At 40.2% G+C, this 16,859-nt stretch carries 16 protein-coding genes; 9 read left to right on the top strand and 7 right to left on the bottom strand.

The features are described 5' to 3' along the window. Positions 1–210 precede the first annotated feature (210 nt). Entirely contained in the window at positions 211–774 is a 564-nt protein-coding gene (locus M2419_RS00580) for a hypothetical protein (RefSeq protein WP_153848657.1), read from the top strand. A gap of 41 nt (positions 775–815) precedes the next feature. Next, complete coding sequence (locus M2419_RS00575; protein WP_153848656.1) at positions 816–1,379, top strand: hypothetical protein; 564 nt, start codon at positions 816–818, stop codon at positions 1,377–1,379. A 36-nt stretch (positions 1,380–1,415) separates the two neighbouring features. Here the strand turns inward: M2419_RS00575 and M2419_RS00570 are convergent, their stop codons facing one another. Together M2419_RS00570 and M2419_RS00565 are read right to left on the bottom strand one after the other, a co-directional pair. Then, positions 1,416–1,607, bottom strand: a complete 192-nt coding sequence (locus M2419_RS00570) for a hypothetical protein (RefSeq protein ID WP_153848655.1) — start codon at positions 1,605–1,607, stop codon at positions 1,416–1,418. 483 nt (positions 1,608–2,090) lie between these two features. After that, positions 2,091–2,672: a hypothetical protein gene (locus M2419_RS00565; RefSeq protein WP_153848653.1), complete on the bottom strand. Its 582-nt coding sequence runs from the start codon at positions 2,670–2,672 to the stop codon at positions 2,091–2,093. 127 nt (positions 2,673–2,799) lie between these two features. Here M2419_RS00565 and M2419_RS00560 point away from each other — a divergent pair, with 127 nt between their 5' ends. The 3 genes from M2419_RS00560 (at position 2,800) to M2419_RS00550 (ending at position 6,667) form a co-directional block, all read left to right on the top strand. Then, positions 2,800–3,267: an HAD domain-containing protein gene (locus tag M2419_RS00560; protein WP_153848652.1), complete on the top strand. Its 468-nt coding sequence runs from the start codon at positions 2,800–2,802 to the stop codon at positions 3,265–3,267. A gap of 316 nt (positions 3,268–3,583) precedes the next feature. Beyond that, on the top strand, positions 3,584–5,698 hold the full coding sequence (locus M2419_RS00555) for a catalase (RefSeq protein ID WP_153848651.1): 2,115 nt from the start codon (positions 3,584–3,586) through the stop codon (positions 5,696–5,698). A 105-nt stretch (positions 5,699–5,803) separates the two neighbouring features. Beyond that, positions 5,804–6,667 (top strand): SDR family oxidoreductase, encoded by an 864-nt coding sequence (locus M2419_RS00550; RefSeq protein ID WP_153848650.1) that lies wholly within the window; start codon positions 5,804–5,806, stop codon positions 6,665–6,667. A gap of 199 nt (positions 6,668–6,866) precedes the next feature. Here M2419_RS00550 and M2419_RS00545 read toward each other — a convergent pair whose 3' ends face one another. Further along, positions 6,867–7,088 (bottom strand): hypothetical protein, encoded by a 222-nt coding sequence (locus tag M2419_RS00545; protein WP_153848649.1) that lies wholly within the window; start codon positions 7,086–7,088, stop codon positions 6,867–6,869. Between the two features lie 84 nt (positions 7,089–7,172). Then, the gene (locus M2419_RS00540; protein WP_259254023.1) at positions 7,173–8,480 is read right to left on the bottom strand and encodes a mechanosensitive ion channel family protein; all 1,308 of its coding nucleotides are present in this window, start codon (positions 8,478–8,480) and stop codon (positions 7,173–7,175) included. A 178-nt stretch (positions 8,481–8,658) separates the two neighbouring features. Here M2419_RS00540 and M2419_RS00535 point away from each other — a divergent pair, with 178 nt between their 5' ends. From M2419_RS00535 to M2419_RS00525, 3 genes are all read left to right on the top strand, one after another. Then, positions 8,659–9,648, top strand: a complete 990-nt coding sequence (locus M2419_RS00535; RefSeq protein ID WP_159732563.1) for an NAD(P)H-dependent glycerol-3-phosphate dehydrogenase — start codon at positions 8,659–8,661, stop codon at positions 9,646–9,648. A 1-nt stretch (position 9,649) separates the two neighbouring features. Beyond that, positions 9,650–11,914 carry a glucosylglycerol-phosphate synthase gene (gene ggpS, locus M2419_RS00530; protein ID WP_259254021.1) on the top strand — a complete coding sequence of 755 codons (2,265 nt, stop codon included), beginning with the start codon at positions 9,650–9,652 and terminating at the stop codon, positions 11,912–11,914. 235 nt (positions 11,915–12,149) lie between these two features. Then, a complete protein-coding gene (locus tag M2419_RS00525) occupies positions 12,150–13,007 on the top strand; it encodes an AraC family transcriptional regulator (RefSeq protein ID WP_153848645.1) in 858 nt (285 codons plus the stop codon). A 252-nt stretch (positions 13,008–13,259) separates the two neighbouring features. Here the strand turns inward: M2419_RS00525 and M2419_RS00520 are convergent, their stop codons facing one another. The 3 genes from M2419_RS00520 to dapB all read right to left on the bottom strand — a co-directional run bounded on the left by M2419_RS00520 (position 13,260) and on the right by dapB (position 15,778). Next, positions 13,260–13,856, bottom strand: a complete 597-nt coding sequence (locus M2419_RS00520; protein ID WP_159732557.1) for a hypothetical protein — start codon at positions 13,854–13,856, stop codon at positions 13,260–13,262. 173 nt (positions 13,857–14,029) lie between these two features. After that, on the bottom strand, positions 14,030–14,626 hold the full coding sequence (locus tag M2419_RS00515; RefSeq protein ID WP_159732554.1) for a Crp/Fnr family transcriptional regulator: 597 nt from the start codon (positions 14,624–14,626) through the stop codon (positions 14,030–14,032). Between the two features lie 357 nt (positions 14,627–14,983). Beyond that, positions 14,984–15,778 (bottom strand): 4-hydroxy-tetrahydrodipicolinate reductase, encoded by a 795-nt coding sequence (gene dapB / locus M2419_RS00510; RefSeq protein ID WP_259254020.1) that lies wholly within the window; start codon positions 15,776–15,778, stop codon positions 14,984–14,986. A 176-nt stretch (positions 15,779–15,954) separates the two neighbouring features. Here dapB and M2419_RS00505 point away from each other — a divergent pair, with 176 nt between their 5' ends. After that, the gene (locus M2419_RS00505) at positions 15,955–16,779 is read left to right on the top strand and encodes an AraC family transcriptional regulator (RefSeq protein ID WP_259254019.1); all 825 of its coding nucleotides are present in this window, start codon (positions 15,955–15,957) and stop codon (positions 16,777–16,779) included. Positions 16,780–16,859 lie beyond the last annotated feature (80 nt).

The following is a 16,859-nucleotide window of genomic DNA, read 5'->3' as shown; positions in this document are numbered from 1 at the left end:
CAAAAAATTGAGACAGAAAGGCTACTAAAATTTTTGCTTTTAATGTATTTTTCTATAATTGTAAAACTTTAAACGATATCTCAAAATATTTGAGAAAACATCAGATAACCAATGAAGATTTTAATGCAAGCTGCTCCATTTTGTTACTTCCACATATCAAAGTTGTTGTCTGCCACGTGGAGGCTCAATTAATCAAAAAATACGTTAATTATGAAAAGGATGCACTTTATTTTAGTCATGCTAATATCCACAGCGGTTATTTTTCATGCGAAGGCACAAACAAAGAACAACAGCAATTACGATTTTTTTGATACTGTTGTAAACAACCACAATCAAATCTTTCCGGCTTCAGGTATCCCTTCCGCAATCGAAATGGTGCTAAAGTATTGCAAAGTGGTGGATTTTAATTTTTATGACTTGCAAATTAAATGGCAAAACAAAGCAGATGGTTCTTTCCGCGACTTTGATAAAAAGGAATTATACGGAATTACTTTTTCCCAGAAATTTAATCTGCCGCGGGATGAAAGTTTTCCCATGGACAGTCTTTTTCAAGCGATAGAAAATGAATTGAAATCTGAGAAAAAGGTAATTATCGCACTTCAGGTGGAAATAGGTTGGTCCATTTTTGTCGTCTATAAACAAACTCCGGATGGCGAATTTGTTTCTTACAGCAAGCACGGTAGCCATACAACGATATTTCGAAATACAAAAGAAATTGTGAAAAAGTCTAACGGTACAGAAATCATGACGTACAGCATTGCACCTCATTTGTAGTGAAGTATTATCTTATCTTACAATCAAAAGTAATTTAAATTATGAAAAAGGTTCTCTTAAGTTTAGTTGTGTTAATGTCCACATCTTTTGTTTTTCATTCGAAGGCTCAAACACAAAAAGACGATAATCTTGAGTTTTTTGATACCGTCATAAATAACCACAATCAACTCTTTCAAATGTCCTGCATTCCATCTGCTGTCGAAATGATCCTAAAGTATTATAAAGTGGTGGATTTTGATTTTTACGGCTTACAAAAGGAATGGCAAAACAAAGCAGATGGTTCTTTCCGGGATTTTGACAATAAAGAATTATACGGTATTACTTTTACTCAAAAATTTGTTTTACCCCGGGATTCAAACTTTCCGTTGGACAGCCTTTTTCAAACGATAGAAAAAGAATTGAAGTCTGGGAAAAAGGTGATTATCTCACTTCCAGCAGATGGTGGCTGGCATATGTTTGTTATATGCAAACAAACTCCGGATGGAGACTTTGTATCATATAGCAAACTTGGAAGTCATACATTAATACTTAGAAATACAAAGGAGATTGTGAAAAAGTCTAATGGTACGGAAATCATGACCTATCGCACTCCTCCTGGTATGTAGCCTTTGCGAAAAAGCCCTTTTAAAAATAGTTCCCTATCATTTTGCCAAACTGTTATTTGGTCCCAATAAGTCTGGAAAAAATCTACAGGATTCTGACCACTCAAAATCAAATTTAAAGTTCATATCCAATAAACTATTTAGTTCATCCGCAAGTTGGATTTGTACTAGTTCCCTTAATTTTGGTCCCATGGCACTTGAAAGACCATATTTATTGCAATTATCTTCCATAGATTCCTAATTTACATGTTGAAAGTATCTCTTTTCAATTTAAAGACCGCGTACCCGATCAAGGGAAATATGGCTGAGAGAATAATATAAATGCATGTGACTTGGAATTGCCGACTTATATTCAATGGGAGCGGGATTTCCTTGAAGAGACCAGCTATTAAAACATCATATGCTATGTAATAAGCCTCAAGAATCACCCATAAAATGGTGATATCTATATTATTATTAAACTGATAATTTCCCGTGATGAGTATACACAATATAAGTATTATCAAGCCAGTCAATGCTGGCCGGAATATGGAGAATATCTTTTTATTTCTTTCCGCTTGTAGGTATCCTGCATAAATAAGTCCTGCAACTTGCAATCCAAAAATAATCAGGTTAAAATTTAGATTCTTCGTAAAATATCTCAGCCAATCATTGTCTGTTAATATTACATAAAATGTCAAAGCCATAAAACTGAGATGTACAAATAGGGGAGCGTTAATTTTCTTCATTATCCATTTTACGTTTGTGGAATCTCAATGTCTTTATCGCTTTAAGAAGATCCTGTTCTGTTTGCGCTTTCAGGTTTGAACCTTGAAGATTAAATCGGAATTTTGAAGAGTTTCCCCATAGGCTACCAATGTACACTCTAGTCATTCCTCTCCCGGATATTCTCGGAAATACGATTTTCGCTCTTCTATTATCGATCGTATCCCAAGACACATTTTGTTTTCTGTATAGATCAGCATCAATATTCATTGACATGATATCGTTAACAGCAACAAAATCAGAGGAGTCCAAGTTATTTTCCTCTATCATCTCTCGCGTGATAACCTGAATATTTGGTTCTGTCAAACTATTTGAATACAACCCCAGATCAAAGTAGAGCGTATCCGTATTGCCTACAGCAATTGCGCCGATATAACTGTCGATTCCATTTTGTTTGACTTGCCGCCATTTATAAGGAACTTCAAGCGTAAATAGACCAAAATCCATTGTCTTTGTGCGAGATGGATCCTCACACCCGACAAAAAGGATAGTAAGGGCAGAGATATGGAATAGTTTTATGAACTGTTTCATGCTATGGCTTATGCGTTGAATTTACAAAATTAGGCTCGACTATCAATCTATGGTTAATATTTTTTTATTATTAAATCGTAAACGAGGGGAGTCGAAGTGCCCCAATTAATTATTAGCTTCGTGCAATATGATTTTCTTTTTAGATATAGACGGTGTCATGGTACATGCCAATCCACATAGGCAAGTAGCGCAGGCAACCGATGGCTTTTATGTATTCAGTAGTGCAGCTGTTGAGACATTTAATACTATATTCATTACAGAGGAAGATCAGGTGATCCTTTCTAGCTCGCACCGTTCTAGATATACAATAGCAGAATGGAAAAAGATATTTCATGATAGGGATATTCGTATAGATTTACTTACGCTGTTGGAAGATGTTGTGGCGAAAGTCAACCATCGTTATACGCGTAAGGATGAAATATTGGGTCAGATTGTGCGTCAAGGCCTGCAAACTGAAGAAATAGTCATTATAGACGATGACAAATCCTTAAATGAATTGCCACAAGCATTAAAATCAAGGTTAGTATTGACATCTCCTTATAGCGGATTGACAGAAAAGAATCTGCACATTTTGAAGAATATCCTTAACAGATAACTTCCTTGCCAATTGTCCTCTTTTTTATCATATTGAAGTAGCCAGATAGGCTTTTTCGCCACCAAGGAATTCGATTATTGCTGGCATCGCCTTGTAACCAATTCCCGGCTGAATAAGAACTCAGCTATGTTGCCATAATGAATCTCAGTACCATGAACAATAATACCATTCATAATCTTACAAAGTTTAAGGTATAGTGATCTTATCTCAGATCATAAATTTTGGAATTTTGATCTGAGATAAATGTAAATACCTGCCAAACCTTTCAGACTTTGGTTTTGTTCATCTGATGGATCAAATCAGAACAGCATTGGATATGAAAAAAGAAAAGAATTTAAAAACTGCTGAGATAGATCAGCATTTAGTGGACAATTCCCAGCAGATTATGACCACCAATGATGGTGTGCCTATTTCCGACAACAACAATACATTAAAGGCGGGTGAGCGTGGGCCATCATTACAACAGGATCATATTTATTTTGATAAGCTGATGCATTTTGACCGTGAACGTATACCAGAACGTGTCGTTCATGCGCGTGGATCAGGGGCCCATGGTATTTTCGAAGCCACAGCTGACCTATCTCAATATACAAGCGCAGCATTTTTAAAAAAAGGAACAGTAACGCCTCTTTTTACTAGATTTTCAACTGTGGCGGGCTTCAAAGGTTCTACCGACCTTGCTAGAGATGTACGAGGTTTCTCTGTTAAATTCTATACCGAAGAAGGCAATTACGATCTTGTAGGGAATAATATTCCAGTTTTTTTTATTCAGGATGCGATGAATTTTCCAGATCTCATCCATGCCGTAAAACCAGAGCCGAACAACGAAATGCCTCAGGCGGCATCTGCACATGACACCTTTTGGGATTTTGTATCACTGATGCCCGAATCTGCACACATGATCATGTGGACGATGTCAGATCGTGCCATACCCCGAAGCTTAAGGATGATGGAAGGTTTTGGTGTCCATACATTTAAATTTGTGAATGCCCAAGGAAAAGGCACATTCGTTAAATTTCATTGGAAACCCAGATTAGGAGTACATTCAGTCGCATGGAACGAAGCCCAAAAGATCTCAGGATTTGATGCTGATTTTCATCGAAGAGATCTCTATGAAGCTATTGAAAGGGGCGATTTTCCGCAGTGGGATCTCGGCGTTCAATTGATTCCTGAGGCTGATGAATTTAAATACTCGTTTGACATTCTTGATGCGACAAAGATTATTCCAGAGGAACTGGTGCCTGTTCAGATTATTGGAACGATGACACTAAATCGCAATCCAGAGAATTTTTTTGCAGAGACCGAACAAGCCGCTTTCGACCCCGGAAGGTTAGTGCCAGGTATAGATGTTTCGGATGATCCGCTTTTGCAAGGGCGAATATTTTCGTACATGGATACCCAAAATTATCGATTAGGTGGTCCGAATTTCCATGAGCTTCCTATCAATCGTCCTGTGACCGGCAAACATAATAACCAAAAAGATGGTTTTGCGCGGTCTGAGATTCCTAAAGGTGCTGTGAGTTATTTCCCTAATAGCAAAGCTGTGGGTTGTCCTTATCATGCAATGCTCAATGATGGGGTAGGGTTTGAATCCCATAAGCAACCTATCGATGGCTCGAAAATTAGGGCCCGCTCAGATTCCTTCGCAGACCACTTTACACAAGCAAGACTATTTTTTAATTCACAGAGCCCTGAAGAACAGGATCACATGGTCAATGCCCTGAGTTTTGAGCTTTCGAAAGTAAATGATGTCAATATACGAAAGCGAGAACTGGCTATTTTGAATCAGATAGACCAGGGATTAGCAAAAAATGTTGGTACAAACCTCGGGCTTACCCCGCCAAAAGAACTTGATCCATTAACCCTCAAATTCGCACGGCAGAACCATCCTCAATATCCTCTCAAGTCAGTCAAACCAGAAGTTGATAAGTCTGCTGCTTTGAGCATGAAAGTAAAAGACGGCGCGGGTACAATCAAGAGTAGGAAGGTCGCTTTCCTTGTTGATAATGGGGCTAGCAAATCTTCGATAGATAAAATGAAAAAAGTACTTGAAAGCGAAGGAGCGCAGGCCGTGTTAATTGCATCTCATGTCGGAAAGATCCGGTTCATGGAAGGGACGGAAGAAGATATTCAACATTCCTATCTTACCGAGGCCTCAGTTTGTTACGATGCATTCTTCACACCAGCAGGCGAATCGGTAAAGACTCTTGCGCAAAATGCCGATTATCTCCATTTTATCAATGAAGGTTACCGACACTGTAAGGTCCTGGCATTTGCTAAAGATGCTGAAGGGTTAGCTGATCAGTCATTTATTAAAAAAGATAAAGGCGTTATTTTCGAAAGCACGGACAATTTAACAGCAGATTTTATAGCGGTAATGAAAGGCCACCGTGTTTGGGAGAGAGAAAAATCAAGAAAGGTACCTTCTTGATATACAGTGAATAGTCCTTCGGTAGAAGGACTATTTGTTTAACAGTCGAATAGAGAAGTAGCACTGGAAATCAGAAATTGTTTATAATTATTTACAAGAAGTAGCATGAAAAAAGGAGCGAGTAAAAAGATTCGACCGCTGCAAACGCAAAAGCGACCGGGATTGGAAATGAATATGGCACCAGTTCCTGACACTTCTCCATTAAAGTATCCTGCAGAAGGAAAATTAAAAGATAAGGTAGCGTTAATTACCGGCGGAGATAGTGGCATAGGCAAAGCTGTAGCGTTGTTATTTGCGAAGGAGGGAGCCGATATTGTTGTAGCCTATCTTAGTGAAACAAAAGATGCAAAACAAACCAAGAAAGAGGTTGAATCCTTCTCTCGAAAATGTACGCTGATTAAAGGTGATTTGGGAAAAGAAAATCACTGTAAAAAAGTCATTGAAATTGCAATAAAAGCGCATAAGAAAATTGATATTATTGTTAATAATGCGGGTCTTCACTGGGAAACAGAATCAATTGAAAAAATTTCCACTGAGCAGTTAATCAAGACTTTTCAGAATAATTTCTTTTCCTATTTTTGGGTTACGAAGTATGCCATACCTTATCTTAAGAAGGGAGCAAGCATAATTAATACATCCTCGGTGACAGCCTATCGAGGAAGTCCAAAGTTGATCGATTATTCTGCAACAAAAGGTGCAATAATTTCGTTTACACGGAGCTTGTCAGCAAATCTCATAGCTAAAGGAATTCGGGTCAATGCTGTCGCTCCAGGTCCGGTATGGACACCATTGATAGCATCATCTTTTGATCCTAAAAAGAACTCCGAATTTGGAAGCGACTCTCCAATGAAGAGGGCAGGAATGCCTAATGAAATTGCGCCAAGCTTTCTATTTCTAGCTAGCGAAGATTCACATTTTATGAGCGGTCAAGTTTTACATCCCAATGGAGGAGAGATCATAAATGGATAACTCAAAGCCCGAAATTTCCAACTTGCTGCCCTACTAATCTTATATAAATCTGACTAGCCCTGAAAAATAGATACGGGTTTTCAGGGCTAGTCAGATAACAAATTGGTTCTCTTCGAATAATTTTCCATTCTACTGACCGATATAATACTATAGTTCGGGTTGTCAAATTTCTTCTATAAGTTCGTTTTTTAATAAGCGTTTAATAACCTACACCCGAAGTTTTTTCCATGATTAATTTCTGTACCAGCTCAGTCTTGCTCAAACTTGGGTAAGTCATCAATACAATCAAAAATGAAAATTCATCCAATGTATTAATAGGACCCTCTTTTAATGCCTTTTTGAAATATACTACCGCATATCGATACATAAAGACAAGTAAGGTCGAAATATCCGTATTCACATCATCGTCTCTTTGATCCATTCTTCTTCTCCCGCTATATTTCTGATGGCTGCTGGTTGTACCGCATACCTTACATTCAGGTAACCTACAAAGTCCGCCATCGAATTAGGAACGGGGGGCCGTCGCGCCGAGCAGCCGCAGGTCGTCGGATGCAGGCAGTTCAAATACCTGCAGGTGAAAGTGCTTAATGGCGGCCAGTAGATGGTCAAAAATATCGGCCATCGTATCTTCGAAATAGGCCCATTGTGTCCCCTTGGTAAACATGTAGAGTTCCAGCGGAATACCGTATTCACTAGGGGCTAACTGACGGACCAATAAAGTAAGTTCCTGATGGATATTGGGGTTATGTTTGGCATAGGCGAGTACATAGGCCCTGAACAGGCCGATATTGGTCATCCTGCGACCATTGACGGGCGAGGAGCTGTCTGTATGCCAGGTTTTATTGTACTCGGCAATCTCGCGCTCTCTTTTTTCGATATAAGGAGCCAACAGCCGGATCGTTTTTAATGCCGTGATTTCCTCCGCACTGAGGTAGCGCACCGAAGACATTTTAATGTTCAATGCCCGTTTTATCCGACGGCCACCAGTCTCCTGCATCCCACGATAGTTTTTAAATGAGTCGCTCAGTAGGGTATAGGTCGGAATGGTGACAATGGTCTTGTCCCAGTTCTGTATCTTCACATTGTTGAGGTTGATCTGCAGCACGTCGCCGTCCACACCGTATTTGGGCATTTCTATCCAGTCTCCTACGCGGACCGAGTCATTCGCCGACACCTGAATACTGGCCACAAAGCCTAGGATAGTGTCCTTAAATACGAGCATGAGGATGGCGGACGCCGCCCCGAGCGAGACCAGAAAGGACCAGGGCGAATTGCCGGTCAGCAGGGAAACGACCAGTGTACCGATCACAAAAATTAAAAAGATCTGTACCACCTGCAGGTAGCTGTCGATGGGTTTGTCCTTAAACGCATTTGAACCACGAAAAATATCGCGGCAGGTTTTTAACAGGCTATTGGCCAGATGGTAGATGGTGAACAATAACACGATATCCAGAAACTTGACAATAGCCGCTGTAAGCACCGGAAAACCAACGAAGATCACCGGCAGCAGCTGCCGTGTGAGCAGCACGAGCAGGGTACGGCTCACGCGTACATGCACCTTGTTTTCCAACAGATAATCATCCCATTTGGTCGAGGTCCGCTGGGCAATCCGGTTCAATGCGGAATAAAATACTTTGCGCATGATATAGTCGAGTGCATAGAGCAGCACCGCAAAAGCAAAAAGTAACCCGGCAGCCGTAACAATATGTGCCTGCTGCTCGGGTAAACCCAATTTGGCAAAGAAATTAAAAATGTACTGATAAATTGAACTTGATGATTGTTCACTGAAGTTAAGCATGTTTAAATTTTTCATATGAACAAACAAATTTACGAAGAAATATAAACACGGATTTTGGCGTGGAAAATACCCCTTTAACCCTGTTTTTACGCCTAAAGTTTGCTTATTGATTAATTTTTACGTATATTGGTAAATTAATAGATAACCCGATGGCGAAAATTTTCTGTTTCGCGTCTTTAAAACCCCCAACGATTTGAATGAGATTAGTGTGATAGGTGGTGGGAGTTGGGCCACGGCCCTGGTTAAAATTTTGACAGAAAATAGCATTCATACCAACTGGTACTTGCGGCGTTCAGAGCAGGTGCGCTCGATAAACCGGGATGCTGTTAACCCTGACTACCTATCGTTTTTAAAACTTGACAATACAAAAATTTATGCGTCCGATCAGCTGGACGAGATCGTGGCCCGATCGAAAGTAATCCTTTTCGTCGTGCCCAGTGCGCATCTGGACAAAGTTTGCGCCGCAATCCCCAAAAAGGACCTTGCCGAAAAGTTTGTGATCACCGCTATTAAAGGAACCGTCGGCCCGGACAACTTGCTTCCCAGTGCTTATCTCGCTAGGTATTTTGAATTGGAAGATTTTCAGCAGGCAATCATTGCGGGACCATGCCATGCCGAAGAAATCGCACGGAACAAGAAAACCTATATGACCCTGTGCGGTCCCAACAAATCCTTTATCAGTAAGATTTCCAAGGGCTTCGCTTCAAGCTATATGCAGGTAAACTATAGCCCCGACATGCTAGGCGTGGAATACGCCGCTATTTACAAAAATGTCGTCGGCATCCTCTGTGGCATGGCCGAAGGACTCCATTACGGTGACAACTTTATGGCGGTGCTCGTGGCCAATGCGATTGACGAACTGGGGCTGTTGCTGCGTTCCCTTGGTGCGCCCGATGTCCGACTGGGCAGCTCGACCTATTTGGGCGACCTATTGGTGACGGGCTACTCCGCGCATAGCCGTAACCGGACTTTCGGTAAATATCTTGGCCAGGGATATTCGGTGTTCGAAGCCCGTCAACTCATGGGCATGGTCGCTGAGGGATATTTTGCAACCCGGGGGCTGATGGCGACAGTCTCGAGCCTCGGGCTCAATTTGCCCCTCTTACAGACAACATATCGTGTGCTATACAACCATATGGCCGCAATTGATGAATTTAAACTTTTAGAAAGTAATATAAAATAATATGCTATTAGCAACAGATTTAGATGGAACTTTTTTGGGCGGAAAGATGGAAGACCGCCTCAGATTATATAGATTGATAAAAACTAGCCCGAATATGCAGCTGGTCTTTGTCACCGGAAGAGGGCTGGAGTCGGTATTGCCGCTGCTGAGCGACCCGCTTATTCCGGTGCCGGATTTCATTATTGCGGATGTGGGCGCCACGGTCGTTAACGGCCATAGCCTGGAAGCGATTGAGCCGCTGCAGAGTGAGATCGAGGAAAAATGGCCGCAGACTTATGCCATCCGGGCGGCGCTGGAGGAAATACCGCAGTTGAATTACCAGCATGTACCGCAGCAGCGCCGCAGCTCCTTTTATTTTGAAGCCGGCGTGGACCATAGCCTGGTGCAGCAGGTAGCGGACAGGTACGACTGCGACATCATTACTTCGGCCGATAAATACCTGGACTTGCTCCCCAGAGGGGTCAATAAGGGGACGACATTAAAGAAGCTGGTTGAATTTCTGGCCGTTGACCCAGATGATGTGATGGTAGCTGGCGATACACTGAATGATCTGGCCTTGTTTGAGATCGGCTTTCGTGGTGTTGCTGTCGGAAAATCTGAGCCGGGGCTGCTGCAGGCCATTGATCAGTTGGATACAGCGTACAGCGCAGAGGCCGCTGGAGCGGGCGGTATACTGGAGTACATGGGCAAATACCGCCCGTTTCAGCAGCTGATCCGCGGGGAACAAAAATCGGTGCCTCAAAAAAGAAAATCCAAAAAATCAGACCAGCTGGTGATGGTGTACCATCGGCTGCCTTTTGAAAAGGAGTCGGTAAACGGCAAGACGGTAAGGGTAACGCCCAAAAGCCCGAACGGCATCATTCCTTCGCTGCTGGGCTTATTTGAAAAGGGACGCTCCGGTCTTTGGATCGGGGAGGAAGTCATCCAGCAGGACGGAAAGCCGGTTCCAAATCAGTTGGTGGACGAAAGCCGGTACCCTAATCTGGTCGCTTCCACCATATCGCTGTCTAAAGAGGATATCGATAAGTTCTATCGTGTATTCTCCAAAGAGGCGTTCTGGCCGACGATCTTTTCCTTTGTTGACCGGGCAAAATTCAACCACGAGGACTGGGAACATTACCTGATGATAAACAAGCGCTTTGCCGAGCGGATTGCCCGCGAGGCCGACGAGGAGGCGCTGGTCTGGATCCATGAGTATAATCTGTGGATGGTGCCTTCTTTTTTAAAGACCATGCGCCCGGATCTGAAAATTGGCTTTTTTCATCATACGGCTTTTCCGGCAGCAGATATTTTCAATATTATTCCCTGGCGCAAAGAGATTATCGGCAGCCTGCTGCTCTGTGATTTTATCAGTTTTCATATCCCGCGTTATGTGGAGAATTTTGTGGATGTGATCCGTAGCCATACACCATTTAAAGTGGTCAAAAAAGTTGATGTCGCCAATCAGTTCCTGACCTATAGCTGTGCGCTCGGCGTCGATCAGATGACCAAGATCATTGAGGTGGATGGCCGGCAGATTAGGCTTGGTGCACAGCCGGTGGGGGTCAACAGGGATCATATCGAACAGATTTTGACAGATGATAAGGTTAAGACCGAGATCAATGCCCTCAAAGAAAACAAAGCCGGATCGGGAATAACACGTATCATATCCATCGAGCGCCTGGATTACGTCAAAGGCCCCTTGGAAAAAATCCAGGCTTTTGGTGAATTTCTGGCCGAATACCCAGAATTTAGGGGCAAGATCGAACTGGTCAATGTCTGTACGCCGCCATCACAGGGGATGACGATCTATGACGAAATCCGGGATCAGGTGAATCAGGCCGTGGGTGAGATCAACGGTAAATATGCAACGATGAACTGGACCCCGATCCAATATTTTTACAGGGCCTTGCCTTTTGAGGAAGTGGTCAAACACTATGCGCTGAGCGATATTGCCTGGATCACGCCTCTGCGGGACGGACTGAATCTAGTCGCAAAGGAATACATTGCGACCCATGGGTTATTGGAGACTCCCGGGATTCTTGTGCTCTCAGAATTTGCAGGTGCCTCGGTCGAATTGCCTTATGCCATATTGACTAATCCCTATGACCGTAAGAGCATGAAAGATGCACTGTTGAAAGCCTTGGTCATGGAACCCGGAGAGGCTCAGGTCAGAGCGCGCAGGCTGTACGAGCATATTGAGCACTACGATATCCATTACTGGGGGCGGGATTTTGTGAAAGAGCTCGAAAAGTCGGGTAAAGCAATTGTTCATGAAAAGAAGTAACTGCTAGTCTTAGGTGTCAAACGTGCTTTTTTAGCCATCTTAGAAAAAAAGAATTAGAAATCCGTGTTAATCTGGTTTCTTGAATAGAAGACAAAATAACGTTGAAAATGAAGCTGCTGGATGTATCTTTTAGGAAATCCCTCTATTTACAAACAATATTGTTTTAACGAGGGTTTTTCTTGAGGGAATAATTCAATAAAAAATAACGCGCAAAGTCTCGAAGAAAAAATAAAATATGATAAATACTGGTAATAATAATGAATTTCAAAATGCTTTCAGTGCAAGCTTCAGTTATTATTTTGACAATTTTGGAAATGAGGAGCAATTTTTTGATTCTGCCAAAAGATGGATTGATGATAAATATTTCTTGATTGTGTTTGGATGTTCAAATAAGGATCATCGTGGACAACATATCTTATTATTTTTCAGCAACCAGTATTTTCCGGTTCAAGAAATAAGAGGATATTTTAAAGAAGGGGCTTATTTTGCATTCCGTTCAGATCTATTTACAGGATATAGTCTGCGAAATAAATTGAAAGAATTTGGGTTTCTAGAATACTCCATTCAGGAATCGATGATCTTATCGAATAACGATTATAGGCTTATAAAAAATATCTTTGAACTGATAGACCTCGAGACTAAGATGCCCATGAGTGAAACGCAGTCTAAAATACTTATTTCATATCTTGATTTGCTTTTACAACATATGCAAAGGTTTTATCAACAGTTAATGGAAGATAAGCTGAATGAGTTTAGAGCGTTACAAAAAGATTTCATGAGCGAGCTGCACACTCTTTTTGATAGCAAAAGAAAATGCTTGTTTTTACTTCCTAGTTTAACATTATTGTCCAGGAAACTAAATTGTACAACACGATTTCTCAATGATGTTTCTTTAAAAACTTCTAAAAATACAGCACAGTATCATATTGACAATTTTATTGTTAAAATAGCAAAGGAATTACTTGCTGAAACTGATTTATCAGTAGCTGAAATCGCTAAAAAAATGCAATTTGATCAACCTCAGTCATTAACCAGACTGTTTAAAAAGAAAACAAGAATTAGTCCACTCGACTATCGTATATCAATTATATGACAAATTTATTCCCAGAGGAATCAGCATTAACCTAGCTAAATCAGTTCATTGGTCAAGCCAATGAACTAAATTGAGCAAAAATTGCGCATTCTGTGTTGCGGACGGATGGTTCATTCCTCTTTTTTCACTTTTGATGCCATGGAGTTGTGCCGAAAAAGGTGGACTATTATTTTGACCAAAAGTTTTTATCGCTATATGCGTTGGTATAATAAGGAGTATGGTTTTCAATGGTAGTCGTCATTCGATTATAGCTTATTGTTTCCATTTCACTTTTCCCTTATCGTCCAACATTTCGATAGAAGGATTACCTAGACTGTCCACCTTTAAAATAATTCTCGGTATTTCATTGTTATCTTTCATCACCAAAGAAGCGTTCCCATTCTCCGTTAGCAGGTTTATCCGGTTAATATTATGCCCCGGCTTACCGGATAGATCTTTATCATTAATCAATAGACCAGCCCTGAAATAATTGTCGTGTTTATTATCCTGTGCCAAGATACCAATGGCATCTGCATTCTGATAATCAAATGCGAGGGCATTCAAGTTAGTCTCTTCATTGTCAGTAATTGCCAAACCACCTCTTTCGTCGCCATTTTTATCATAGAAAATTAGACCCGCGGGAGCGTAAGCCCTTTTATACGTCTTCCCATTGATAATAGGTTGCGGAATGTTATCTGTGTTTGCAATAACGACACGATTTTTTCCCGATCTGTCCTTGATATCTATTCTTTCCGCGGTTAAGCTTTGCTTGTTGTTCAGAAAAAAGTAGACCAGACAAGCCATCAGTACGATATTGGAAAGAATAAGTGCGGTTAGAAATATTTTTAGTGTTTTGGAAATTGTTTGCATAATTTAATTTCAATTGTTAATTATTACGTTCTCCTATTTCACTCTTCAATTAATAGTACGATGCGTTCTATTTCAAAGAGTTTAATAGTATGCTTTATTATTGTTTGATAATAAGCAAAAATAAAGTGTGATTTCGAGAACGCACTCTACATAGGTTGAGCGTAATGATTTTTTTATTTGGTTAGCCCTTTACGTATTCTGCTCAACTGTGTTGGGGTAATGCTCAGGTGCGAAGCAATATATTGTAGTGGAATTCTCCTATCAATTCCCGGATGTGCCGCCAGCAATTTGAGATATCTTGTGGTGGCACTTTCGGTCAGTAAAGAAATTTCTCTTTCTTCATTAATGACTATCCATTTTTTCTCCAAATAAGCAATGTAAAGGTTTTTTAGTTCATCATTTTGATTAATAGCTGCTCTTGTTTGATGATAAGGCATACATACCACGGTAGTGTTTTCAATAGCTTGCAATTTAAAATCGTTGGCCGTTTTTATGATTGCCGAAAATCTTGTGCTCGCAAAATCCCTCTCCAAATAAATCCATTTATTCCAGGTAGCTCCTTTCTCATCAATAAAATAAGAGTTTAAGGCCCCTTTACAAACAAAGAAAATGTCATTGGTGACACGCCCTTCCCTAAGTAAAACTTCATTTTTCTTAAACTGCTGAATGTAGACGGTTTGAGCCAACAAATCAAATGCCTTATCCGAAATAGGATATATGCTTGTAACAGCTGTTTTAAAGTCTGAAAGATATTTTTCTGTTTCTGTCATTTGTTTTAGCGGGGTTACATGATGCTATTACTTTCAAATAAATATAACGTATATTTTAAATAGCTAAAATTGATTTTTCTCTTCAGTTGGATATTTCGATATCAATGACCACTAGATAAATATGATAGATTTAACATAACAGCTTCATCCGTTTTGCAGGCCCCTTATCTGGATACTATAATTCGGCATTCTTCCAGAATAGCTGGACCTTCTCGGTGCACCGCCTACACCGCCGCCACCAAGTAAGGTATTGCGAAGACCAGAACAAATGATTGACCAAAATCCCTTTTTTATATTTTTTCAATAAGTGGTCCGCATCAGGTATGCTAGCATTCCTTCTGATAATTTTAATCTGATTTAGAAATCCATTACTGTGTCCAAGCCGCGTTTGAGTCCCTTAAATGTATCTATTTTATTTAAAGCTATAAAAATGCCTTTAAGATAAGGTGCTGTGCCGCTTCCTGCTTCGTGTTTAATATTCAGTCTTTCGTCTTCCATGCCAAAGATTGTTTCGACACCGAGTATATGACCCGGAAGGCGAACTGCGTGGACTTGAATGCCATTGATTGTAGCTCCCCTCGTTTCTTTATAACCAATGGTATTTTCTATAGGCACATCCAAAACCGGTTTTTGAATCTTAGAAAGGCGATAGGCAAGTTCAGCAACTGTTCCACTTGGGGCATCTACCTTCTTCTGGGATGCATAGTCTATTATTTCGAAGTGATCAATATATTTTGCTGCAGTTTCCGAAAATCTTTGTAATAAAACAGCCGTTATTGAAAAATTACCAGCAGCTAACACATATACATTTTTTTCCTCTGCAAGCGAGCCGATCTCCTCATATTCCAGATCTGAAAGCCCCGATGTACCAACAATACTATTTTTTCCATTCTTAATTGAAGCTATAATATTTTCCTTTGCAATTTTTGGGGATGTAAAATCAATCAAAATATCAAAATCCACCTTGTCAATTGCTTTTTCAATTGAATCAAATAGCGGAATTACCGCTTGATCTAAACCTAAAATGTCCGATAAATTTTCTTCGGATCTTGAAAGCCCACCGACTAATGTATAATCTGAACTAGCCACAATCGCTTTGCTCAATTCTTTACCGACCCAACCTGTGGCTCCGGCTATAAAAACTTTTTTCATACTAATTTCTGTTTTATTTATTCTACTTCAAATACAGCCTGTATTTCTACAGATAAATTTTCCGGTATAGATGAGTGACCAAGTGTTACCATGTTCATTTTTTTCATGCCCACCGATATTGTAAATGATAGTACAAAGCTAGCTTATGTTTTTTTATTAAATTTGCCAATAACTATATGCAAAACGACAAGAATAAATGTGGCTTAATTGAACGTAAGAAGGGAGAGTTTTCAGATCCAATAAATTTAGATGCTTATGTATGGTATCAAAATAACTGGACACATGATGATTATGAACATGTACATGCTCGAGGCCAATTAAGCTTTGTTTCCCAAGGATATCAATATTTTTATATTGAAAACAGAATATACCTGGTTCCTCAGAATCATGTCATTTGGATTCCTTCCAAAGTAAAACACAAATCCCGTTCGGAAGCAGAACATGTCGATTTAATGGTTATACTATATGCAAATGTGCCCGAAATCGACTTTTTCCGATCCGTACACGTATTTGCAGTGCCTACCGTATTGCGTGAGATGTTAGGTTACGCTTCTAAATGGAACCAAAATTTTGAAGAAAACAAAGAACAATATCATTTTTTGCAGGCAATATTGAATTGTTTACCTAACTTTTGTTCTGAAAATCACAACCTACAAATTCCTATACCGTCAAATGAAAAACTGATTCCAATCTGTGAGGAGATCAATAATAATTTTAAATACGCAATTGATATAGAAATGCTAGCCAGAAAAGCCGCTATGTCATCACGTAGTCTTCAACGAATCTTTAAGGCGGAAACTGGTATTACAGTTCAAAAGTACCACCAGCTCATTAGGATTTTAAAAAGTATCGAAATGATTGATCAAAAGAAATTTACCCTTACAGAAATAGCATATATGGTCGGATATAAAAGTTTGTCTGCATTTACTTCTTCATATCAAGCAATCATGAAAGATGGTCCTAGAGCTATGAAAAAAAAGATACTTACAGCTAGATATTGATATTTTGAATGCGTCTAATCTACCTGCACCAAATCCTGGGACAATGTCGATGACATGTATGGCCCGAGCAGAGAGAGAAT

The sequence above is a fragment of the Sphingobacterium sp. BIGb0116 genome (assembly GCF_024808035.1).
Classification (GTDB): Bacteria; Bacteroidota; Bacteroidia; order Sphingobacteriales; family Sphingobacteriaceae; genus Sphingobacterium; species Sphingobacterium paramultivorum.
This window is presented reverse-complemented; position numbering and strand designations above follow the sequence as displayed.